The sequence below is a fragment of the Colwellia sp. RE-S-Sl-9 genome, assembly GCF_048296855.1.
GTDB lineage: Bacteria > Pseudomonadota > Gammaproteobacteria > Enterobacterales > Alteromonadaceae > Pseudocolwellia.
Genome location: NZ_CP182631.1, coordinates 2,310,543 through 2,335,458, shown reverse-complemented (window position 1 = coordinate 2,335,458; position 24,916 = coordinate 2,310,543). Strand labels below are relative to the sequence as shown.

Sequence of the window (24,916 nt, the reverse complement as noted above, 5' to 3'; positions counted from 1 at the left end):
TAATTCTTTCCTTTTTAGGCTTTAATTATGTTTTTGTGTTTGAAAACTTAGGTAAACCAGACATGTTTTCGAGCGTAAATTCTGCTTCGTTAAACATTAGCGGATAATAAAATTGGCGTAATGCTTTATGGTATTCACGTATTGCTAGCTCATATTTTATGGCTGCGTTTGTATCTGTTTCTGCGATGGCAGACATCAATCTTTGCGTCAGCATAGGCGGAGATATTAAGGCAAAGCGTTGTGCTAGCGTGTTTTTTTCTAACGTTGCAGCGCGGTATGCTTTTGATAGTGCTTCTGCTTTTTGATCACCAACTTGCTGAAAGGCGTAGTACCATTTCCATTCGAAAGATTCGCCCATTTGAGTTTTGTCTTTCCATTGAGGGTGTGTTGCTAAAAATTCCTCCCAAGTAGCATTAAATGGAAGATCCCAAGCATCATTTACGGCTTCTCGTTGTGTTAGTACTATTTGACCACCGTTCGGGCTTTCTACCATGTCATCAATGGCCATATCGCTACCAACAGGAATAAGCACAGTGACAACAAGCCATATTGCAAGTAACACGGAAGCGGTTTGTGCTGAGCTTTGCTTAGCGGCAACTTTACTCGCCGTAAACAATAAGGCTAATAACATCCAAAACAGTAAATGCGCTATAACAACAAGTGCCATAAAGCCAACTGATATTAAAGGTGCTTGCGTAACTAAAGCGCCTATAAGAAAAGGCACAAGTAGCGCAATGGCAAGCGCTGAACATAAAACCATAGCTCTTGATAGCCAAAGATTTTGTTGTTTACTCGCGGTAGTAATGAGTAGATCGTAACGACCGGCTTCACGCTCGGCTGAACGCAAGTCATGCAGCAACAAGATAACAAATAGTGGCAACAAAACACTGGCAATAAACGCAAAGTCAAATCGTCCTAAAAATGATAACTCGGGGTTATCTGCGTCGGTTTCATATATTTGCCCTTCGATGGCAAGCATACGAATACGGTGTTTCCACGGATAGATATCGCGTTGTCCCATCGCCGCAAAAGCGATATCTGACGGAGAAGAGTAGGTTAAATTAAAGCTATAGTAGGCGGCACTGCCATAATCTTTTTGTTTGGCAAGTACGCTGTCGCGATCGATAGTATCTTTTTCAATAAGCCTTTCAATAGTACTTATTTGAGAGCGAGTTTCGCTGATGCCAGACCATACTGCAAACACAGACAACAAAAAAACAATGCTCAGCAATACTAAAATATATCGCTGTTTAGCGAGGAATTTGGCTTCTCTACCGATATTTGAAAATAAAGTCATTAGCTTATTCTCCTAACGGCAAACCGTAAGGAAAAACATACTAAGGCTGCCCAAAAAATTAATTGAAAAATATAATGAACACTGCGTGACAACCTTGTTGTTGCGGTGTCAGGCTGGAAAGAAAACGAAGACAATACTTGCCAGTTATCAGCATTAACACGCGCAGCTTTATTATCTTTATGGCGATTCATATCCGCTTGATAATTTAAGTTATCTTGATGGACTTTATTGAGAGATTGAACAAAGTCGAATCTCAAATCTTCTGCTTCACGAAGAAATCTATGGTGGGTTTCCAAGCTTGTTCCTGCAATGATCATTGAAAAAGAACGTATTGCTGTTGTTGGGGTTAACCAGCCAAATTGTCGAGCTATTTTGGCTTGCGAAAGCTCTTCTTGCATACGTTGTTCGGCAAATTTATTGAGTACTTTGGTAAGTTTTGCCTCTGAGTATTGGGCAACGGTACCGCGAAAGTTAATGGGTAAGTCTTCTACTTTGTCGACATTATATTTTTTGAATAGGTTTTTCTTGAGTTGCTCAAATGCGGGATCGGCAGCATTGTGTCCGTCACCTAATTTTCGTAATTCTTCTACTACGGCAAAGTCAGATTCTAATTTACCTAGTGAAGGCGCAATGGCTGCAGCGCTAGAACTACCAATTCGAGGTATTAAAATACAAAAAACAATCCATAAACCCACTAAGGTGGCGAAACTTACACCATTCTTATTACTTAGCGCTGATACGGTTAAAACAATACCACTCCACACTAAAATATAAAGTACGTAGCCAATAACAAAACTGCTTGTTACCAGTAATGACTCACCTGTGAATGTCGCCCAAATCGCGGCAATCACTAAAGGCAGCAACATGAGTAATCCGCTACTGACTAATGCAAGGTATTTACCTAATAATAAGTGCCATAAATTAGCTCCTTGGGTGATTATTATATGGAGTGTACCTGCTTCTTTTTCTCGGGTAACGCTGGCGTAGCCAATCAAAATAATAAAAAGTGGTACCAGCACTTGTAATAAAAAACTAGGTGTTAAGCTGCTAAACCTTGTCATTCCCGATGCTTGACGTTGATCAGAAAACATTGCGCTGTTTTGTCTATGCCCTTCAAGGAAGATAGAAGTACCCGTGAATGCATCTACCCCAGGTTCAATAATGCTAAGTGGCGAAGGGGTACGAAATACATAATGACCATAATGCACCATACGGTGTGGATGACGGTCGGGTTGTTCTAAAAATTGCGCTTCAGACGTTTGCTGTAGGTGCTCGCGTTCATGCGCAGCATGCTCTATTTCTATTGTGTTCACTATGGCGGAAACAATGGTTAATAATGTACCTATAACCAGAATGGTGGCTGCTAATTTAGTGCGATGCCAAAAGCGCCATTCATCGCGTGTTACTTGATTGATGACTTTCATTGTTTATTTCTCGCTGAAAAGGCTGCATGCACTTCTTCAGTATCGATATGAGTATTATTGCCACGTTCAAACATACCGACAATTTTTCCGTTATTTAACAAACCTATTCGGTGGGCAATTTGACACGCACCATAAACATCATGGGTTACCATAAAGATCGTTGAACCCTCTGATGCTAAGGTAGTAATAAGTTGGTTGAATTCATCAATGGCGTTAGGATCTAAGCCTGATGTTGGCTCATCAAGAAACAGTACAGGCGCATCACGAAGCAAAGCCAGTGCTATCGCTGTTTTTTGGCGCATACCTTTTGAGTAATTTGACATTGCTCTATGCCAAGCACTTTTCTGTAATGCTACGCGCAATAAAGCTTGTTCGATTTCAGATTCAGATTTTTTGATATCTGCTAATGCCAGAAAATACTCAATGTTTTCTACGCCTGTTAAGTGGCCGTAAAGCATCACTGATTCTGGTAAGTAAGCAACTTTTCTTCTAATTAAGTCGATATCTGTTGCAACCGACATTCCCATCACGGTAGCTGAGCCACTTGTTGGAGAAACCGTGCCTAAAAAGGTTTTAAGTGTGGTTGATTTTCCTGCACCGTTTCCACCTAGTAGGGCAAACACTTCCCCTTGTCCTACTTTAAAGTTAACTTCATCAAGTACTGTTTGCTGCTCAAAGCGAACACTTAGCGATGAGGATACAATCATGTCTTTTTGCATTACCGTCCCTTTTTTTAATTTTTAAGTGAATACCGTGTTATGTTATAACATAACATTTATGAAGTGAATTTATTATTGATAAATGAGAGAAGATATACGAATTACTTTTTATGGGTTTTAGGTATGCCTCTATCAATAATATTTTCAACCGAATACTTACTGTGTTGGCATATCGTGCGATAAAGGTAATAAATGAAACTTAAGGTCAGTTGAAGTTTTGCTTAATTATTTTTTAAAGAGTGCTTTAAAAGGAGAGAAATAAACTTTAATAAGAGAGGAGTGATCGGGGGTGTGTTTACTTACACCATAGGACAAAACTTGTTCGCCTTTCGCTGTAATATGAGAGCCAAACATTCTGTCCCATATTGCTAAAGCCGTACCAAAGTTTTTATCAAAATGTTTGGGGTTGGTGCTGTGATGAATTTGATGTTGAGCTGGGCTTATTATCCAATTTTCAATAGGGTTTCCAAAGCTAAGCCAAATGTGTGAATGGCGTAAATTTGAGCCCAAAAAGTTAAACAAAAAGATAAACACATTAGCCCCTAAAATGTCTGCCATTTTTAATGTAGGGCCAAAATAATAATAACAAATACCCACAACAACACCTTGAGTTAACGCCATTCTACAAGCGTACAGGTAGTTTTCTATGGGGTGCGAGCGATAAATAGTAAAAGGTGTTAGTACTGTAGCTGAGTGATGTACTTTGTGAAACTCCCATAAAAAAGGAATTTTGTGTAGTAAGTAATGTAGAAAGAAACGCGAAAAGTCGTCAACTAAAAAAAGTAATAAGGTAAAAATAGCAACGATCGTGGTGGAAGACCAAGGTAAAAAATCTCGAGTACCTAAAATACTTTCTAGTGCTGATGATAGTGATAACGCGATAGGCGCCATGGTAAAAATAATGAGCGGAAATAGCGCGGCTTTAATAAATTTATTAACAATAAGTAATTGGTAGTCGATACGCGACGATTGAGCTAAATAGACTTTTTTAGGGAATAAAAAGGTAAAAAAATTGCTAGGTTTAGTATCTGTTTTACTGGTGTTTTCAATAGTGCTTTTGTCGTTAGCACTATTGAGGACTTTTTGTTTTTTCGTTTGTAAATAATAAACAGGTATCGCGAATACAATAGCAGACGCTAAATAAACCCAATAAAGGCGTTTATTTGCGTCATTAATGTATGAAGCAAGTTCTGCTAAGTTACTCGTAAAAAAATCAATAATAGTCATTTTCTAACACAGCTTAAAAACTGTATTGATAACCTATTTGTAATTGTTGAGGTTTGCTAGGGCGAGCTCCATAAGGGCGTCTGCTCACAATTTCTTGTTTATCAAATAAGTTGTCTAGTTTGAGATAAAGTTTACCGTATTGCTCAAGGCTGTAACTTGCTGATAAATCTGCAATGGTATAGCTTGAGGTTGTAACGCCAGATAATAAAACACCTTCGCCTGAAGCTTCTTTCATTTCATCTATATAACGAACAATCGCGTTAATTTCCCATTTATTGGCAATTAACCCAATGTTTGCGGTTAATTGATTTTCAGGTAAATAAGGGAGGTCGTCACCAGCGGTAATTTCGCCCCACATAGGAAAGTCTGAAGTAAAACTTGTTTTAAATTCTGACGAGGTATACGTGTAAACCAATGAAAGAGGGACTTCCCAGCCATTATTTAATGACACATTGTGACTTGTTGATAGTTCAACACCGTATACTTCAACTTTACCGCCATTAAACTCGGCATCTAAACTATTGCTACACCTTGAAGCGGTTGAAAAGGTACAACCTTCTTTTAAGTTTTTAATGTCGTTATAAAAAGCGACTAATTCAAATTTAGTATTGCCGTTGTTATATCGACCACCTAACTCATAATTAACACTGTTTTCAATTTCTATCTCTGGACTTTCTTGTGGACTGGTTGGTACAAATCCTTCATGAATACCGAATAGAAACCCTAAGTTGTCGTTAATAGTATAAAAACCGCTGATACTTGGTAACCAAATATGCGAGCTTTTTTCTAACCAATCTTTTTCTTGATTAGGGGCTTTGTTTTGATATAAAGAATCAAAGTATTCACCACGCAAACCAAAGCTTAAATCAAGTTGATTTAAGCTAATAGTGTCTTGCATAAATACAGCTAGTGCGTTGGTTTCTTCAATATTAGTTGTTGTTTTTAGCGTATCGGAACCATCGCTAACAAGTTGTTGAGAACGCATGAAAAATGCATCTTCAGTGTGGTTTCGTTCAATTTGATCTTGATGAAAGCGAATACCAGCAGTTAACTTATGGTTTAAATCAAAAAGAGTAAACGTTGTGTTTAATTCTGATTGAATACCTTGAGAATAATATTTACGGGCATTATCCCCTAAAATTATTTTTTCTGATTCGCGCTGTGTATCACGTACGCCTGTCAGTATTTGATATAAAGGATCGTAGTTTTCAGGTTGAGCTAAAATGGTTTGTAAGTCTTGGCTCGTCGCTCCATCTTTAAAACCGTTAATTTTGTTCCACGAACGTTCAAAATCATTACGATATAAGCGCGTGGTTACATCAAAGTTATCATTAGAAAACAAATGAGTAAGTTGTATTTGCTGATGATCCCAGTCCATTAAATCGTTTTGGCTGGCAACATAACGTCTGTTAGGATTTTTAGCGAAATCGGCATCGGTTAAACCTAAATACGTTTCGTTCGATTTTTCATTAGCTGTTGCGAGTTTTAATTCAATAAGTTGTAAGTTGTTATCTGAACTTAAATCGTATTGAAGCTTTAACATGGCGTCGTTTTTCTTAAAGCCTGTATCTTTACTTTTGCCATCAGCACTATCAAGTTCTTTAAAACCGTCTGCTTGTAAGTGGTTTAGCTCAAGCAAGTAACCAAAGTTGCCATTGGTGTTGCCGTAATAGCCAGATGCCTTTTTAAAACCATCGCTACCTGCAGCAATATTTATACTCCCTTCACTAGCTTTAGGAATAGCGCGGGTTGTCATGTTTAAAGCACCAGCAACCGTGTTAGGGCCGTATTTGATTGCCGCAGGACCTTTAAAGACTTCTAATGAGGTCATTTTACTCATCATAGGGAAATAATAAGCAGCGGGGGCAGAGTAGGGGGCTGGGCCGATTAAAACACCATCTTCCATGACCGTGATTTTTTTACTACGTTCAGGTGTTACGCCTCTAAAACCAATGTTAGGGCGTAAGCCATAACCATCTTCTTCTCTAATATTTACGCCTGGTACGCTATACAAAATTCGGTTGATATCGGTAAATTTGAACTTTTCTAATTCTACTTCGCCAATTAAAGTTGCTGAACCCGCTTCTTTACGTAATTTATCGCTGTGGCCGATAATTTGTAACTTCTCGATTAATTCGGTAGCGGCACTTTTTGCTGCTATTTGCGTATTAGTTTCTTCTGCAAATGCTGTTGAGGCAACTGCAAGTGATAGTGCAATTGATAAGGCTACTTTAGTAAATGAGTTCGTATTTGACGTTTTATTTGAAATCATGTTTATAGATTTATCTTGATATTTATTAAGAGAAAATGTCATTAGTCGTTATCTCCCGCTGAGGTTGCAGGGAGTTCTAAGGCTAAACTGGTAATGAAGTCTGCTTTTAACTGATCCGTTATACCTTTTACGTCGGTATGTATTTGTTCAACTTGATCTGGTTCGTTTTCTAATGTGTCAGCTAAGCTTGAGTTAATTTTCTCAATTGAGGCTAATGCTTTGGTGATATTTTTTTGTATTTCTGTTGCGGTGATTGTGCTACCTACATCAACTAAATAATCGTTAAATCCAATGCTTGTTTCGCTACCCGTAAAAAATTTCTGAAAGGCTAATAAGTTATTTTTAATGTTGGTAAGTGAGTGGTTACTGTACGGTGATTCCACATCTTCAGGGCAAGCGCTTGAACCACATTTGTTTGCAAGTAAGCCAAGAGGAATCGCTAATTTTTCATCTTTAGTAAATGAATCAATATAAAAAAGTGCGTCGCTAATAGCATTTACTGCATCGTGTTCGGTAGTAAATAGGCTATTTGAGGTTCCTGCTTGTTTTAACTGAGTTGCATAACCTTGTGCAGTATTCCATTGTGTTAATAAAATATCAGCGTTGTTTACTATGTCTTTAGCTACTTCTACTGCAAAGTCGCAACGGGTAGTTTTACGTTCGGTATTGGTAAGGTTATTCCAGCCTGTAGGCGCAGCACTGGTTTCACAGCTATGTTCTAGGTTTTCATTAAAAAGTAAGTATTCTAAGGCGTCTAGCCCTTTTCTTGAAACTGTTCGAAATCTGATGTCGTAAGGTTGCCCATTTACGGTACCATCTTTAAAAAACATGACATCAAAATCAACGCCGCAGGTACTTACTGTTGGCCAAGAATAAATATTGTTTCGTAATAAGTTATCATCTTCTAATAGCGGGCCTAATTGCATTAATTCAGCTTGTTGCCAAATATTCATAGTGGCACGCCATTGTTCTTTAGCGTTATTTTTTGTTTGCTCTAAAGCTGATTGTTCTATGGTGCTCTCAGCAAAGCTATATTCGCTACTACAATAACTAGCGACCAGCTCTTGCTGTTTTTTTGCTTCAACTTTAAATGCTTCAAACGTTGGAGAAATAACATTATCTGTAAGGCTAGTAATTAGGGTTAATTGATTAAAATCAGTATTGGTGTTTTCTCCGCCACTTCCTCTGTTAAAGTCTTCACCTTGTGAACTGCTAACATCTTGATTACACGCCGTTAAAAGTAATGCTGTACTAACGACAACAGAGAGTAATTTTGCTTTTGTATGTAACACTTATTTGGACCCTTAAATACGAACAAAGCTCAAGCTATTTCTAGCTTAAGCTCCATGCTTAATAATATTATTAACCCTGTAAATTATACCCATTATTTGGGCATAAATAATTGCAGCATTAGACTACCAGTTTTCCACATTCTCAGCATCAAATGATAATGCGCTAGCAATAATACCACGAGCCATTATTAGTTTTTCTTGGTATGCCGCAATATCAGTACTTTCTAATACCGGCTTGTCACCAATTAATGTGTGAAGTTCAGCAAACTGCTCGTCTGTTATTTTTGAATAGGGGTTAAACTGTAAACCCAATGCAAAACCTTTTAATTCAGAAAAGTGTTTAGCCGTATCAGTAAAGTTAAACTCTGAAGTACCTACATTAGCTAAATCTGCATGAGTGTCATTAATATAATGAACAACTGTTGATGCAATAGCTCGTTCCCAACCGTCTACAATAATGTCGCGTTGTGCTAATAAAGCAGTAAATTGCTCTGTAGTTAATGCAACGCCAGCATTATCGTTAATTATTTTACGACCTTCAATAAAGGCTTCCATCACTTGTTTAGTGTAATCAGTTGGCATTGTATTACCGACTGTACCGCGGTCACGTTTTGCTGCGTTTACAGAATTACCAAAGTTAACTTCAGAGGTCAGATCAAATTCACCATCAGCATTCGTATCATGGTTATTGTTCCAATCAGCTCTATCACCTTCGCCTGCTTTACCCGATAATTCATTATCGTTATAGGCTAAGTATTCACGTGAAGCACCAAAGTATCCGTAGCCTTCATCAAACTGATGTTCTAAAACTGAATATGCTTTAGAGCCGTCTTGCATAAAGTCAGAATTTAAGCCTTTACCGGCATCAGCGTTATCTAAATAATCGTCAGTACCTTGAGAGTAAGTTACTGCCATTAATAAGAATTTTTGAATTAATTGCTTAAGATCTGTTCCGTTAGTATTTAAATAAATATCTGTTATGGCTTCATTAGTAACAGATTGACGAACAATACCGTTAATATGTTGTTCAGCATTATCTGCAAGTTGATCAAAGAAAATACCAATTAATCCTTCTGGTGTGGTTGACCCTGTAGCGCCCCAACCAGAAAAATTTGTATTCCAATCTTTATGCTGACCAGAGTCATTACCTGCAATTTTACCACTTAAATTTTTAAGGCTTCCTGAAATATCAGCAAGAAATTTTTGTTTTGTATCGGCCATAAAAGTAATAGGGAAGTTGTCGTATTGTTCCGCGGATGTTTGGTAAAAACTGTTTAGTTTAGTTTTAACTGCTTCTCTAGTAAGTAATGTACCGTCGTCTAAGTCTGCTTTTAATTGATTACCAATGTAGTGGTTTAATTCGGCAATTAAGGTATGACGAGCTATTTGACCGCTATATGAAACACTTGATTCGCCAGTTATAAACTTGCTATCAAATGTATAAGTGTCTAATACGTCTGTTACTGCAATGGTTAATGATTTCGTGAATGTTTTTGAACCTGAATCAGTTACGGTTACTTCTATTTCAATTGTTGGTTCTACTTCAAAATCGAGAACTACGCCTTCAGCAAGCGCTAATTCATTACCTGAAACAGTAAATCTTTCATCTGAAACTGAAAAGGTGAAAGTGTCACCAGTGTTAGCATCTACTGCTGATAAGTTACCTAATACCGCAGCCATGCTATTTTCAGTAACAGCCATATTGCTTAATGTGATGTTTGTAGGAGCTGTATTCTCTTCTACTTTAGGCGTTGATGTATCACTACCTGAACCGCCACATGCGGTTAATAATAACGAAGAGATAATTGCTAAGCTAAGTGCACTTTTTTTAATATTCATAATTCACCAAAATAAATTTTAATAACTACATCAACTGAAGAAGTAACCTCAAATTTTATGAGGTTCATGATTTCAATTAGTTTTGTATTGCTTAATTGCAGGTATTCTATACAACAAACAAATGTAATACAAATAAGAACCAATATCATTACGATTGTTTTTTTTGATGAAGAACAAAATTCGGTTAAGTTTTTTTAAAGGATATATACCCGTACCATTCAATATGCAGGTTTCAGTGGGAATTAAAAACAATTTAGGCACAGGTTTCACGTTCCAAACGAAATCTAAGGTCTACATCCATGTAAGAACCTTACTAAAGTTAATAACGAAGCATAAATTGTTTTTAGACCTATCGAAGAAGCGCTTGAGCAAAATCACTTTTTCGTTAGCGTTTTTATAAGGGAACGACCATTATTACAAAGCACTGCCTTGAATTGATATCGCTCAAGCACTCTGAAATACACATCTTGATTGGTAACGGGTATAAATTATGTGGGTAAAATAGTGAATGAGACAAATAAAACAGTGTGATTATTTTATTACTTAAATAACAATAGTGTAAATAATTTCAACGTTTTCAGGTAGTTTTGTTCCTTGAGGAACGTAAGTAATAGCAGTTGGGGTTGTTGATATATAATGTAGTAAGGCCTCCGTTGTTGGAAGCTCTTTTGGTGGCCTAGCTCTACCTGAAAAACGCATTTGAGCGTAAAACGACTGTATTCTAGATTCATTTAAGCCAATTATTTTTGTATTAAAAATAATACGAGTAATAGTTTCCACAGGAGGAATAACAGGTTCAAACATAATCGTATTTCTCCCTAAAAATACATTACGTAGCTGGCTTTTTGTAATGGATTTTATTGGGTTTTCAATATTTTTAACAATAATAACCTCTGTGCTATTTTTATTTGCGAAAGCAAATTGAGAAAATAGCAATAGGCTAAAAATTATCGAAAATACGAGCCATTTACTCATTAAAATAACCAATCGATACTAAATAAATATAAGGTAGAATAATTATTAAAGTTAGACTTATCTATTCTACTAAAAGTAGAACGTTGACCATCTTTCCCTTTAATCAAATCTATTTCTGCTTTAAATGCTAAATTAGATTTTATGTCCCATCTAACACCAATGCTTGTAATGTCTACATCTTCATTGAGCCTACCGTTAAGTAATTTTTCTATTAGATTATTTAATACTGTTAATTCAGGAGATACGCCCAGAGGAACTTGATTCTCGACGTTACTATTTGTTGTTCTTAATTTTGAGGCTGATCCATAATAGGTAAAGTTATTGTGAAATAAACCTAAAGTTAAGTTATAACTTTCTATGTTAGCGATCAATTTTGAATCACCTGCAATTAAGGTCGCTTCAGTTAGTGCAAAATAATTTAAGGTTTCATAAGCAGCGCTAAATTGATAAATATCTATATCGCCTTTTATTTCTAATTCATTTGCAGTTTTATCGAAATGATATGATTTGAGTATATTTTGAAGTCTTGGCAAGTCATTGATTTCTAAATTGAAATTTCCAGTCACGTAACTTATTCTAGTTTTAAAGTTTTCTGTATTCATTCGCAGGTTAATACCGGTCAGTAAATCACTATCAACAGTTGTACTGTTTTCTACATTAAATACATTACTGTCAAACTGACCACCAAAAGCGCTCAGTGAAAAATTAAACTTATCTATATTGAATAAATAGGTGGCTCTAGCACCATCAATAGAGGCAAATAAAGCATTTACATAGGTGGTTTGTGGAGGAATAACCCAAGGATAAGCAAAGCCTACATTAATTACTTCACTGTATTCAAAAAAAGGTGTGCGATAACGACCAAAGTCAAATTGCCAATCTGTTGAGGGTTTATAAGATACATAGAGCCAATCAAAACCTGATTTACGTAAACTACTTTCAGTAAATATACCTTGAGCAACAAAAGATAGTTTGTCGTTGTATCTGTATTCACCTTTAATACCGAGTAAACTATCAGGAGAAAAAGTTAGACTATTGTCATAACCTTGATATTCAGCAGAACTCTCATCGAGGTACCCACCAACTAATCGGGCAAAGCCAGATATGTTAACTTTATCAGTGGTTGCATATGTTTTATAAGGTGTTATTAGAATAATAATTAACCAAATATATTTGAACTGAGATGAAGGACTAAATACAGACACTTGGGGGTACTTTTAACTTTGTATAATGTGGTAACAGTCTAACAAAAAAATCTGTGTTTTTGTGAGTATTAATTCAACTTTAATTGATGATTTTTGTTAGTATATGGATGATTTTACGGCATATTTAAAATTAAGCTTGGTTTTTCTTCAGGGAAGTGAGTTTAGTCATATTTTTGCTGTGTATAATATGTACAATTTTAACAAAAAACATTTCGAAGGAACGAAAGGTTCTAGAAAATTAGCTTTATTTTTAGTAACTAGAGAAGAGGGCAATACAATTCTCTCTGATAAGTAGGAAAAAATGATTTTTCAAAGTGTAAAATCAACATTAGCAACATTAACTATTTTTACCATTATTACTGTTAGTTTTAGTGTGCTTGTTGTATCGATATTTGAGCATGAAAATCTTTATCAAAAATTCGTAAAAAGTGATCTTGATGGTTTATCTGAAAATATAACCAATGACCTAGTTCCTTTGATAGGAGATACACGAGATGTATTTTATATTACAACGGTTTTATTGCGTTTAGACCATTATGAAAACGTTAAATTTGCAGCAGTACTAACCCCTGAATTCACGCCTGTTGAAACTTATATAGGTAAAGCTAATATACCTTCAGAAGATATAAAATATTATTTTAATAAATATAATTTAAATACTATCCCATTTGGTATATCTACCAATAAAGAAGAACTTATTTCATTTAAATATATTGGCGATAAACATTTGCCTCTAGGTTATTTATTAATTATTAATGACTATCAAGGCCCCTTAGATAGAAGTAAACTTAGTCTATTAAAACAAGCGCTTCCTATTATATTAGCTGTTTTGGCTATTGTTATTCTATTTTCCTTGTGGCTTCACAACAAACTACTTTCTCCCCTTACTCGCCTTTCTTTACTCGCAAAAAAAATAGAAAATACAAAAGATTATTCTTTAAGAGTTGATGTGGAAGGAAAAACGGAGGTCGCTAGCTTAAGCCATAATGTTAACTCAATGATGCAGGCTATAAATAAAGAAACACAAATTAATGCCGAATATACGATGCAGTTGAAGCAACAACAGTATGCAATGGAAAAGTTAGCTAATTTCGACAGTTTAACTGGTTTGTCTAATCGTCAGCATTTTATGCAAAAAGTAAAAAAAGAATTAGCAGATGCGCAGCGAGAAGATAATAATCTTTTTTTAATTTATATCGATTTAGATGGTTTTAAAGCGGTTAATGATACTTATGGGCATGATGCGGGAGATAAGTTATTAATAGAAGTTAAAAATAGATTACAAAAATCAACAGCAAAAAAAAGTTTTATCTCTAGGCTTTCAGGTGACGAGTTTTTAGTATTAATGGACAAAAAAACCAGTTACTTAAAGGTTAAAAATATTGCTAGAGATATTGTGGAAGAACTCAATAATGCTTTTTTAATTGATGGCTGGAAAATTCATGTGGGAGCAAGCTGCGGTATAGCAAGCGCTATAGATGCTGATTTTGATGTAGGTGATTTTGTTCATCATGCCGATATAGCTATGTATTGTTCTAAAGATCGAGGAAGAGGTCGTTATACCTTTTTTACTCAAGAAATGAAGGATAATAATAAACGTGAGCTATTTATTGCAAACTCTATAATTTCAGCCATTAACAACAATGAATTTGAATTGTATTATCAATGTAAGTTATCACCACAAGAAAAAGTTGTTGGCTTTGAAGCTCTTATTCGTTGGCATAAAGGTCCTTTAGGTACGGTTCCACCGGATGAATTTATTTCTATAGCTGAGCAGACTGGTAAAATAATACCGATAACTCATTGGGTGTTAGAACAACTTTGTAAAGACTTACCCAAAATATATGCATTGTTTAATATAGATACTGTAGTGTCTGTTAATTTATCGGCTCATGATATTAGAGGTGAAGGCTTACTTGAGTTTATTCAGCAGCTCTTTATTAAATATGATGTTTTACCTGAATGTATTGAGTTTGAGGTGACGGAATCTGCTTATTTAGAAAACTTTGAACAAGCTAATGCTTTTTTTACACAAATAACCAATATGGGGTCAACCGTTGCGTTAGATGATTTTGGTACGGGATATTCATCATTAAGCTACTTAACTAAGATACCTATTAATACACTAAAAATTGATAAGCAGTTTATAGATGATGTGGGCATTTCTGATGATGCTACTACAATCACTAAAACTATTATTGAAATGGCTAAACAGCTAAATTTAAGGGTTTGCTGTGAAGGGGTGGAAACTCAACTTCAGGCTGATTTTCTTATTGAACAAGGGTGTTATCAACTACAAGGGTATTTATATAGCAAACCTTTGTGTATCGATAAGTTAAATACTCTTACTACCCGTTTCACAAAAAAATTGAATATTTCTACAAATTAAAGTTAATTCATTATTTTTTGAACTTATTTGAATTAGATCGTTCTTACTTAATGTGAAGTTTATTTCCCTTAGTGTTTCATGTTTATTTATAGCGCATTTACTTTTGTATTTGCGCTTTTTTTTGTCTGAATTTTATGGTGTTAAATAGAGCTATAAAAAGAAGATAAAAAATTGATCAGAAATTTTTGAACTAAATATGTATTGCATGTTCTACTTAATAGAGACTTTAATTCCCTTAGTGTTTCATGTTTATTTATAGCGCATTTACTTTTGTATTTGCGCTTTTTTTTGTTTGATTTTTACGGAGCTAAGTAGGGTTATAAAAAGAAGATAAAAATTGTTCAAAAATTTTTGAACTAAATGTGTATTGCATGTTCTTACTTAATAGAGACCTTAATTCCCTTAGTGTTTCATGTTTATTTATAGCGTATTTACTTTTGTATTTGCGCTTTTTTTTGCCTGATTTTTACGGAGCTAAGTAGGGTTATAAAAAGAAGATAAAAATTGTTCAAAAATTTTTGAACTTATTTGAATTCGAGCGTTCTTATTTAATGTAAAGTTTATTTCCCTTAGTGTTTCATGTTTATTTATAGCGCATTTACTTTTGTATTTGCGCTTTTTTTTTGTCTGAATTTTATGGTGTTAAATAGGACTATAAAAAGAAGATAAAATTGTACAAAAATTTTTGAACTAAATGTGTATTGCATGTTCTTACTTAATAGAGACCTTAATTCCCTTAGTGTTTCATGTTTATTTATAGCGCATTTACTTTTGTATTTGCGCTTTTTTTTTGTCTGAATTTTATGGTGTTAAATAGGACTATAAAAAGAAGATAAAATTGTACAAAAATTTTTGAACTAAATGTGTATTGCATGTTCTTACTTAATAGAGACCTTAATTCCCTTAGTGTTTCATGTTTATTTATAGCGCATTTACTTTTGTATTTGCGCTTTTTTTTGCCCGAATTTTATAGAGGTTGAAATTAGCATTCTTTGTGAAGGGGAGATGTACTTAGTAATTTTATTAGGTCGCTTTGTGTGATTGGCTTACTAAAGTAAAACCCTTGTAGTTCTTCACAATTATTTGTGTCGAGAAAATTTTGTTGCTCAACGGTTTCTACGCCTTCAGCTATAACCGACATTTTCAATGAATGGGCCATCGATATGATAGCAAGAGTAATTTCTTTTGCATCGACACTTGTGTCTAGCTCACTTACAAATAATCGATCTATTTTTATTCTGTCGATAGGGAATTGTTTTAAATAGCTTAATGAGGAATAGCCTGTACCGAAGTCATCTATAGATAATCTAATTCCCATACCCTTTAGCTTGGTAAGTATATCTATTGCTCTATCCATATCTTTCATTAAACAGCTTTCTGTAAGTTCTAATTCAAGGTCGTTAGCAGATAACTGTGCATTATTCAGTGCATATGATACTTGTTCTATAAGATCAGGAGTAGAAAACTGAACAGTAGATAAATTAACGGCTAATTTTAAGTGACGGTGGCCTGCATTATGCCAAGATTTTAAATGAAGACATGCTGTTTGTAGTATCCAATTTCCAATCGGAATAATTAACCCTGTGCTTTCTGCCATAGGGATAAAGTCATCCGGCTGGATAAGCCCACGTTGAGGATGATTCCATCGAACAAGTGCCTCAACACCAATTATTTTACTGTTTTTAGCTGTAACTTGAGGTTGGTAATAGATTTCAAGTTCATCTCTGCTTAATGCGTTATGAAGATCATTAATGAGTTTATTATGTTCAATAATATCGAGTTTGATTGTTTGATCATAATAACAAATCCCTCGATCTGTTTGCTTTTTAGCTTTTTGCATGGCGGTAATAGCGGTGTCAAATAGATCGTCTATTTTATTGGCATGCTCCGGGTAGAAGCTAGCACCAATACTAATAGGCAATATAAATCTTTCATTTTGTATTTGATAAGGTTTACCGAGAAGATCGTATAATGCATCGCAATATAGACTTAGCTGTTCTTTGTTTAATATATCTTTAAAAAATATGGTGAATTCTGGACCACTGTATCTTGCACATTCGTGTTTATGATCTATACAGGTATTAATACGAGTAGATGCAATATTTAATAAGTGATCACCTGCTTTAAATCCTAGTAGCTCATTAACATCTTTAAATTTACCTAAATTAATGACAACAATAGCGAAATTCAAACTACCGTTAGATTGTCTAAGTGCTTTTACAATATTCTTTTTTAGTTGCTGCTGAGTGGGAAGTAAGGTAACGGGATCGTAACCAATATGTTTTTCCAATACGGCTATGGTTTTGTGATTGTTTTTAGTGTGAATAAATGAGGCTAAACAATAAATAAGTATTTGAGCAATAATCATTAATGCTGGTTCAAACCATAAATTGAAGCCAAATAATAAGAAAGCACTGATGGCCACACTGAATAACACTTGGGCAATCAGTCCCGGAATTAACCATAAGTTGGCGATAAAATAAGTACATAAAAGACTTAGTAATATAATAATAAATTTAATTGAATGACTTAACCAAGGCTCTGTTTTTAATATAAATTTTTTGTTAATTAGACCGTTAACAATATGTGCATTGATCTCGACACCTGCCATGTTTTGATGGTTTGATGAGAAAGGTGTTGTAAATCTTTCACTTAGCCCTGTGGCGGTTATACCTACTAGAATAACTTTGTTTTTAAACGTATTAACATCAATCGTTTTGTTTAACACGTCAATATAAGAATAAATGGGGACTGAGCCTGAAGTACTTGTATAAGGAATTAGAATAGGCTGACGTCTTGTCCAATAGTTGCCAACAGTAAGTGTTGTGGTTTCAAACGTTTTATTGGGTTCAGCTAGCCTTGCTAGCGCTAAAGAAAAACTTGGCCATTTTGATTCTTTCCATCCAGCAAATAGATACACAGATCTAACAAGCCCATCGTTGTCGACTTCTAAGTCTACATGTCCAAGACCTGCACTTTTATCCGCTAAAATTGAAAAGGGTAAAAGCTCTGAAGTAATATTCTTTTGTGGAGCAAGGGGAGCTACAGCTAAAACTACCGTATTGTTTCTTTCTATTGCGTTAGCAAAGTTAGTGTCTCGAATAGGATGTTCTTTGTCTGGCTCGGTAAAGAGTATATCGAAACCTATTGCCTTAGCCTTTGATGTTTCTAAGGTGTTGAGCAGCGTTGCATGGACATCTCTTGACCAAGGCCAACGACCAATCTCACCGATGCTTTTATCGTCTATCGCAATAATAACGGTATTTTTTTCAACAACGGGAGGATTTTTAGTTAATAACCAATCATAAATCAAGGTATCTAATTTATTAAATTCATTTGTAAATAAAACTAAAATACCTAATAAAAATATAGTGAGACGCAACTTGTTGTTGCGCCAAGTTGTTGGCGAGTTCATTGGTTGAGTGCCAACAGCTAAACTCATATTAATATGATTAACAATATTAGGCCAAATAGAGACATTATGCCTTTATCTATTTGAGTTGCATGTTGAGTTTTACTCCACGGGCTTTCTAGTGTGGAATCGTTTAATGATGCGGTTATTTTACATCGAACAAATAATTCATCGTTTGTAGTGTGTTGAATATGATTTTTTTCAGAGCTTATTTGATAAGTTTTTAAGCCTTGAGTAAATTGATCATTTTGAGCTGTTTCAATGATTATAGTGCGATCGTTTTTTATTGTTTTCCAAGAAATATCAACAATACCTGATGAGGCAACGGCATTGCAGTTAGGTGTTTCTATTGTTGTTGTCCAATTAAACATTAATGGAGCTGAAGCAGGACCTTTATCGGTATCAGTAATAGAAGATACTCTCCAATAATAATGATCAAACTCTAAGTTATTCGGCAGAGCTAATTGATTGCCAGTCATGCTTTTATTTAATACTAGCTGAGTAAACTTTTCATCTTTGGCTATTTCTATTTTGTAACGGTCAACGGGATCTTGAGAGTTTTCCCAGCTAAGTATAGATGATGCGTTATTACCTAATATACGTTCAGGTGTATTTTTTAATTGAGGTGCTCTAGGTGATAAGTTTAACGTGAAATTTTTATAGGCAGGCTTACCTTCAATGCCTAATGAGTCAATAGCCGTAATGCGATAGTAGTACATGGAATCATTAAGTTCAGGTAATACAATTGAGGTCTCTGTAGTTAGTTGCCCCCAGACAATACTTTTAAAATCTTTTTGTGGTGAAACTTGAATATTATATCGCTGAGCTTTATCGATACTATCCCATTTTACTATAGGTGCTTGTTCGAAAAATGTTTGCGTGGTTAATATGTTAGGAGGTGATAATAACGGAACGGGTTTAGTAGGCTCTGTTCCTTTTTCTATGCGTGTACCTTGTCCTGTGGCGACTTTTATAGAATTGTTTGATTTTTCTCCAGCAACAGCCACTGTTCCTTCGATAACTTCAACGGTTGATATGTTTTTTTGAGTATTAGATACGCGGTACATGGTTCCTCTAACTGAGCTAATTGCAGAGGGTGTTGAAATATCTAAGCGAGAACCAGGGCCTTTATTTTTCTTTGCGTTAGTTTCTACTTTACCTTGAATTACGCTAACGCGCGTATCCACCATGCCGGTTTTTCCGTACGACGATAAATGGTCAAAAGCAATAATTGTGTTTTTAAATAATACCATTTCACTACCGTCGGCAAATACAACGGTTGCACTGCCTTTATCTGAGGTGCGAATTTCATCACCTAAAATTAAACTAGTAGATACAGTAAGGGGACTTAATTTTTTATTTCTAACGAGTAAGCTTTCACCTTGTATAAAAGATATCTTGGCAGAGGCTGGTGTGTGTTTTATCCATTCCATTGGAATGCGAATGACACTACCTGGTTGAATTCTTTTAGGATATTTTATGTTATTTAATTTTTGTAGCTGTGTGTAATAGTCTATTTTTTTAAGGAATTTTGAGGTGATATTCCAAAGGCTATCGCCATTAGCAACAACATAAACCCAGTCTTGTTTTTCTACTGCGTAAACTGTTTTAAAGCCGCCAAATAGTAATATTGAGCTGGTAATTAAGTATACAATAAAATTTTTCATCAATGGATTAGCTGCTAAAGTATTTTAATAATAATAGTTATCGTTAATACTACACTGAATCTTACACTGAAGAAAATTTTTAGTGTTAATATTGTGTAAATCTTATGTAAAGCTTACGTTGTTGTCAATTAAAGTTGCTCGATGTAAAGAATGATTTCGCCTACCTTTAAACCATATTTTATAATATCGGTTTTGTTAAATAATCGTTTGTTATCTATTAAATACATCCAATCATCTAAGGTAACTTGATATTCACTTCCATCAACAGTGATTAATAAGTCATATTGCCAATAAAGTGCGGAACCATTTGTTTGTCCTTTTGCTGTTCCTACTACGTCGTTTGCGGTTCCGGTATATATATTGTCTTTTTGTTTAATTAATTGCCAAGTTCTTGTTGATTTTTCACCATCATCGAACACAAACCATTCATTAATCGTACCTTTGTTATTATCCCAATAGGCTTCAAGTTTAACGGTAAATCGACGAGAAAGCTTACCGCTACGATCAAGTACTATACCGTAAGCAACTAACTTTCCATTAAAAAAATCTTCTAACACTAAATCAGGTGTGGTGTTTTTGTAATCTTCTATTTTGGGTGACGAACAAGACGTTACGCAGAACAACAAGATTAACAATACCGAGCTTTTTATTAATTGATTCATTCGTTTATCTCGCTTCTTTTATTGATGATATGGGTGATAGGTAAGTTAATCAGTACGCCTGATTATTTTTTATTTTCAATAAGTTGTTTTCTTAATTTTGGCTCTGTGGTGTGTTCAGATAACCATATAGACAGGAAGTAATCACCGAAATTGGTGTCTTTTATTGTGCCTAATACTTGGTAGGTTTCGTTATATTGATTTTTATTGTTATCGAAGGTTTTAAGATAAAAGTGAGCTTGTTTTTGTTCAGTTAAAATAAAAAGGATCACATCTTTTTCTGTAATATTAGGAAAAATATCTTTGAGTTGTGTTACCCATTGAGCTTCTAGTGTTTCAGAAATTATTCTTTCGTTGAAGTGAGCATTTAATTTATTCCATTGATCTTTTGTTGCATCAATAAATTCTTTTTGCTCTATATCTCTTTGGTAGGTAAGTTTTAGTGCTTTTGGGTATGTTTGTTCTTGGTAAACGCTTCCTGATGTATAAAATTCAGCTTTGTAGACTTTCCAAAAAAGTACTTTCATTTGCCCTTCACCTATTTTGTTTAATGAAGACAGTAATGATGAGTCGGTATTAACGTTAGCAGCATTAGCTGCAACTTTTATGTCGTAGTCAGTTAGTTGCTCAGCATACGTTGTAGTCGAAAAAATAATTATAATCAATAATATATAACGCATTGTGTTTACCTTGTTTATAAAACTCTTTTGCAGCTAAATTAACTGTTACTTGAAAATATAGCGGTGCATATGTGTAAATAGTGGCAGTAGTAAGGCCCAAATAAATGCCATAACCAGTGCAAAATATAGAGGTGATAAAACACTGTTAAATACATTTAGCTGTAAAGCAACGTAATAGCTTAACGACCCAAAAATCGCGCCAATAACGGTTACTTTCGTTGTTGATAAGTTAATTAACCATTGTAAGCTATGATTTAAACACCAAGCAAAAGCGCACCATAAAAACATCAGCCAAACGGGTATTATGAAAGGTGACACAGAATTTTCAGGCAGTTGTATTATTTGTATTGCAATTAATAACTGATCAACGGTTATACCTATTAAAGCAATAGGAAGTATTTCAATGTCGGCTATTTTTTTGGGACTTAATGTAAAATGAGTACACAGTAAGGCAATGATTATTAATATTCCGCTTTGTTGATATGTTGCAGATACAAACCAACAAAGCTGAAAGGTAATAAAATTAATAAGTGAGAATAGTCTCATCATTCACATCTTTATATTCAGGTTTGCGTGCAACAATATGATGTGTGCTTATAACCCTTTCAATAAAAGCGCCTTCACAGTAAGCAAAATAGTAATGCCATAAACGTTTAAATTGATCATCGAAACCAAAAGGTTGAATATTAGCCCAATTTTTATCAAAGTTTTTGCGCCAATCACTTAGTGTTCTTGCGTAATGTAAGCCCATATCCGTTATGTTATCTATCATCATGTCGGTAGATAGGGCTATATGATCACTTATTACGGCTATAGAAGGTAAGCAACCACCAGGAAATATATACTTTTGGATAAAGTCGGTGCTTTTCCGATAATTATCGTAACGTTGATCAGCAATGGTTATAGCTTGTATAAGCATTTTACCGTTGGGTTTGAGTAAGTTATTACACTGCTTAAAAAATTCACCCATAAAGTCGTGTCCAACGGCTTCAATCATTTCTATTGAAACAAGTTTGTCGTATTGACCTTCAAGTAAGCGGTAATCTTTTTTCAATAAGGTGATTTTCTTATTTAATCCTAGCTTATTAACTCGCTCTTTGGCGTAGTCAAATTGTGCATCTGAAATAGTGGTGGTGGTTACCTTGCAGCCATAGTGGGTTGCTGCATAAATAGCTAAACCGCCCCAGCCCGTGCCTATTTCAATTAAATGATCTTCGCTTGTTAAGTCTAATTTATCGCATATGCTTTTTAACTTTAGCCTTTGTGCCTGATCTAATGTGGTATGTTCATCGGAATAAAGTGCGCATGAATACATCATTTCTGGGTCAAGGAAGCGTGTATAAAGATCATTACCTAAATCGTAATGAGCAAGAATGTTTTTCTTTGAACCACCCAATGTATTGGCGTTTTTAAAATTAAGTAGTTTATTTTGTAGTGTGTTTAGCCAACTGCTTTGGTTTTCAACACTATCAAGCGCTTTTTGATTACGAGCTAAAACACGCACTAATTGCGTTAAGTCTGTTGATGTCCATTTTTGTGATAAATAACCTTCAGCTGCCGCTATACTGCCGCCTTTTACGATGTCTGCATAAATTGAGGCATCGTGAATTTGCATATGGGCTTTTAATGAGGCTTTTGGATCGCCGCATATCTCACTGTAAGAATTTTCATGTATTTCAATACAAGCATCATTCATATTATTGAGAGTATTTAAAACAAGCGTTCTGCATTTTTGTTCAAACCAGCTGAGTTTGTTATTTAGTACTAAATGATTTGTTTGTTCCATAATTACCTCAAATTAATGCTTTTCTTTGTCTACAATCGGTATTTTTTTAATAAATAGCTGTAGAGCCTGCCAATAAATTAACGTTACAATCTTTACTATAGTAAAAGGTAAGCATAACCATGACTTTATTAGTGTGAGTGATTTAAGAGGCTGTTTGTTTAGCTTCATATTTACCTCGAATACTTTTTCACTGTTGTTGGGTGTAAAATTTTGAATATTAACTAATATTTTTTCTGACGGATGACTGATACGCCAGTGATAATTCATGTTTAATTCCATAAAGGGTGAAACATGAAATTCTTTTTTAGTTATTTTTAATTTATTCTTTGTTTTACATTCTGATGCTACGGTTAAATTTACAAGGTAATAATGTCTTTCATTCCAAGGAGTATTGCTTACCTCTGCCAACATAAATAAACATTGTTCATTTTTATCAAAACAGTAATAAAAGTTAATTGGGCTAAAATACAAACCTAAACAGCGACATTGGGCAATCATTAAAACTTTATGTCCGTCCCATTCACCGCCTAAACGACTTACTTTATTTGCTATACGTTGCTTTAACGTACCTAGTTCACTTTTTATGTAATCTTTTTCATTAAATCGAATAGGGTTAAACCATTGAGTGCCAAACAAAGAGTGTTGATTGGTTATTTGATCAAGTTCGTCTACTACAATACCCAACATAGATAGTTGATACGAAAACTCATGATGTTTAGGCGAAAAGCGTTTATGTGAAACAACACCTTGATAGATGCCGCTTTCACATTTTTTTATTTCTGCAGTAGGTTGCACAGTTAAAGTCCAATTCCGAATCGTTTAGCAACAACAAGTGCACTCACCACACCATCTTCATGAAATCCATTTCGCCAATAGGCTCCGGCAAAGTGGGTGTGGTTTTGTCCACAAATTTCATGTCGCCTATATTGGGCATCTAAACTTTGTTGGTTAAAAATAGGGTGATGATAAACAAAAATGTCGATAATTTTACTAGGATCAATTTTATCTGTTTGGTTGAGTGTTACACAGAATGTTTCATCAGTATCGCTTAAACCTTGTAAAATATTCATGTTGTAAGTAACACAAGACGGACGAGTTAATTGTTCCTTTGTACTGGTGTTGTCTAACAAATAATTCCAACTGGCCCATGCTAATTTACGCTTGGGTAACAAATTAGTATCAGTGTGTAATACCACTTCATTGCCGCTATAGGAGATATTCCCGAGTATATTTATTTCAGATTTTGTTGGTGCTTTTAATAACCCCAATGCTTGATCTGAATGGCAAGCAAAAACCACTTCGTCAAAAAGTCTTGTAGTACCATCTTCAAAAACTATTTCTATATTGTTTTTATGACGAATTACATGGCGAATATGAATATTAAGTTTAATACAATCAGCTAATGATTCGGTTAATGGTTTTATGTATTCTCTTGAACCTCCAGGTATCACATACCATTGCGGGCGATCGGTAATATTTAATAAACCATGATTATGAAAGAAGCGAATAAAAAAATGTAGTGGGAAAGCTTCCATTTCTATTAAGCTGGTAGACCATATTGCAGCTCCCATAGGTAAAATGTAGTTTTGCTTAAAGTAATCAGAAAAATTATGTTGTTTTAAAAAATCACCTAAAGTTACACTTTTATTAATATTATCTTCTAGATAGAGTGCCTTACAGCGTTTATTAAAACGAACAATCGCTTTAATTAGACGCCAAAATTTAATGCTGAAAATATTACTACGTTGAGCAAATAAGCTGTTTAGTGTATGGCCGTTGTATTCTAAATTTGACTGTTTATTGAATACACTAAAGCTCATTTCTGTAGGCTGTAAATCAACCTTAAGTTGCTTTAATAATTTAAGAAAATTAGGGTAGGTTTTATCGTTACATACAATAAATCCGGTATCTATAGCGTATGACTTATTATTAAGTACAATGTCTTTAGTGGCAGTATGTCCACCGATATAATTGTTTTTTTCAAATACGGTAACCCTGTGTTTTCTATTAAGTAAATAAGCACAGGTTAAGCCTGATATGCCAGAGCCAATAATAGCGATATTTTTCATAATT

General features: G+C 34.7%; 18 protein-coding genes. 1 reads left to right on the top strand and 17 read right to left on the bottom strand.

Annotated features, from left to right (window positions below; all coding sequences use genetic code 11):
• Window positions 1–25 precede the first annotated feature (25 nt).
• The 9 genes from ACM9HF_RS09960 to ACM9HF_RS09920 form a co-directional block, all read right to left on the bottom strand.
• The gene (locus ACM9HF_RS09960) at window positions 26–1,297 is read right to left on the bottom strand and encodes a DUF3526 domain-containing protein (RefSeq protein ID WP_473618201.1); all 1,272 of its coding nucleotides are present in this window, start codon (window positions 1,295–1,297) and stop codon (window positions 26–28) included.
• Window positions 1,297–2,721, bottom strand: coding sequence for an ABC transporter permease (locus ACM9HF_RS09955; RefSeq protein WP_473618200.1), 1,425 nt, complete (start codon window positions 2,719–2,721; stop codon window positions 1,297–1,299). The genes ACM9HF_RS09960 and ACM9HF_RS09955 overlap by 1 nt, the downstream gene beginning before the upstream one ends.
• Window positions 2,718–3,440 carry an ABC transporter ATP-binding protein gene (locus ACM9HF_RS09950; protein WP_473618199.1) on the bottom strand — a complete coding sequence of 241 codons (723 nt, stop codon included), beginning with the start codon at window positions 3,438–3,440 and terminating at the stop codon, window positions 2,718–2,720. The genes ACM9HF_RS09955 and ACM9HF_RS09950 overlap by 4 nt, the downstream gene beginning before the upstream one ends.
• Window positions 3,441–3,665: 225 nt before the next feature.
• Window positions 3,666–4,667, bottom strand: a complete 1,002-nt coding sequence (locus ACM9HF_RS09945; protein WP_473618198.1) for a sterol desaturase family protein — start codon at window positions 4,665–4,667, stop codon at window positions 3,666–3,668.
• 13 nt (window positions 4,668–4,680) lie between these two features.
• The gene (locus tag ACM9HF_RS09940) at window positions 4,681–6,981 is read right to left on the bottom strand and encodes a TonB-dependent receptor family protein (protein WP_473618197.1); all 2,301 of its coding nucleotides are present in this window, start codon (window positions 6,979–6,981) and stop codon (window positions 4,681–4,683) included.
• On the bottom strand, window positions 6,981–8,231 hold the full coding sequence (locus tag ACM9HF_RS09935; protein ID WP_473618196.1) for an imelysin family protein: 1,251 nt from the start codon (window positions 8,229–8,231) through the stop codon (window positions 6,981–6,983). Before ACM9HF_RS09935 ends, ACM9HF_RS09940 begins: the two co-directional genes overlap by 1 nt.
• Window positions 8,232–8,354: 123 nt before the next feature.
• Window positions 8,355–10,070: a DUF4856 domain-containing protein gene (locus ACM9HF_RS09930; RefSeq protein WP_473618195.1), complete on the bottom strand. Its 1,716-nt coding sequence runs from the start codon at window positions 10,068–10,070 to the stop codon at window positions 8,355–8,357.
• 543 nt (window positions 10,071–10,613) lie between these two features.
• Window positions 10,614–11,045: a hypothetical protein gene (locus ACM9HF_RS09925; protein WP_473618194.1), complete on the bottom strand. Its 432-nt coding sequence runs from the start codon at window positions 11,043–11,045 to the stop codon at window positions 10,614–10,616.
• Window positions 11,045–12,250 (bottom strand): hypothetical protein, encoded by a 1,206-nt coding sequence (locus ACM9HF_RS09920; protein WP_473618193.1) that lies wholly within the window; start codon window positions 12,248–12,250, stop codon window positions 11,045–11,047. Before ACM9HF_RS09920 ends, ACM9HF_RS09925 begins: the two co-directional genes overlap by 1 nt.
• Window positions 12,251–12,551: 301 nt before the next feature.
• Here ACM9HF_RS09920 and ACM9HF_RS09915 point away from each other — a divergent pair, with 301 nt between their 5' ends.
• Window positions 12,552–14,639, top strand: a complete 2,088-nt coding sequence (locus tag ACM9HF_RS09915; protein ID WP_473618192.1) for a putative bifunctional diguanylate cyclase/phosphodiesterase — start codon at window positions 12,552–12,554, stop codon at window positions 14,637–14,639.
• Window positions 14,640–15,621: 982 nt separating this feature from the next.
• On the opposite strand, the gene ACM9HF_RS09910 is transcribed toward ACM9HF_RS09915, so the two are convergent.
• The 8 genes from ACM9HF_RS09910 to ACM9HF_RS09875 form a co-directional block, all read right to left on the bottom strand.
• The gene (locus tag ACM9HF_RS09910) at window positions 15,622–18,054 is read right to left on the bottom strand and encodes an EAL domain-containing protein (RefSeq protein WP_473618191.1); all 2,433 of its coding nucleotides are present in this window, start codon (window positions 18,052–18,054) and stop codon (window positions 15,622–15,624) included.
• Window positions 18,055–18,077: 23 nt separating this feature from the next.
• Window positions 18,078–19,718 carry a FecR domain-containing protein gene (locus ACM9HF_RS09905; RefSeq protein ID WP_473618190.1) on the bottom strand — a complete coding sequence of 547 codons (1,641 nt, stop codon included), beginning with the start codon at window positions 19,716–19,718 and terminating at the stop codon, window positions 18,078–18,080.
• Between the two features lie 128 nt (window positions 19,719–19,846).
• A complete protein-coding gene (locus ACM9HF_RS09900) occupies window positions 19,847–20,380 on the bottom strand; it encodes a DUF3833 domain-containing protein (protein WP_473618189.1) in 534 nt (177 codons plus the stop codon).
• Between the two features lie 62 nt (window positions 20,381–20,442).
• Window positions 20,443–21,057 carry a chalcone isomerase family protein gene (locus ACM9HF_RS09895; RefSeq protein WP_473618188.1) on the bottom strand — a complete coding sequence of 205 codons (615 nt, stop codon included), beginning with the start codon at window positions 21,055–21,057 and terminating at the stop codon, window positions 20,443–20,445.
• A gap of 45 nt (window positions 21,058–21,102) precedes the next feature.
• On the bottom strand, window positions 21,103–21,606 hold the full coding sequence (locus tag ACM9HF_RS09890; protein ID WP_473618187.1) for a DUF2878 domain-containing protein: 504 nt from the start codon (window positions 21,604–21,606) through the stop codon (window positions 21,103–21,105).
• Window positions 21,581–22,843 carry a class I SAM-dependent methyltransferase gene (locus ACM9HF_RS09885; protein ID WP_473618186.1) on the bottom strand — a complete coding sequence of 421 codons (1,263 nt, stop codon included), beginning with the start codon at window positions 22,841–22,843 and terminating at the stop codon, window positions 21,581–21,583. Before ACM9HF_RS09885 ends, ACM9HF_RS09890 begins: the two co-directional genes overlap by 26 nt.
• A 12-nt stretch (window positions 22,844–22,855) precedes the next feature.
• Window positions 22,856–23,638, bottom strand: coding sequence for a DUF1365 domain-containing protein (locus tag ACM9HF_RS09880; protein ID WP_473618185.1), 783 nt, complete (start codon window positions 23,636–23,638; stop codon window positions 22,856–22,858).
• A 2-nt stretch (window positions 23,639–23,640) separates the two neighbouring features.
• Window positions 23,641–24,912: an NAD(P)/FAD-dependent oxidoreductase gene (locus ACM9HF_RS09875; protein ID WP_473618184.1), complete on the bottom strand. Its 1,272-nt coding sequence runs from the start codon at window positions 24,910–24,912 to the stop codon at window positions 23,641–23,643.
• Between the last annotated feature and the right edge of the window lie 4 nt (window positions 24,913–24,916).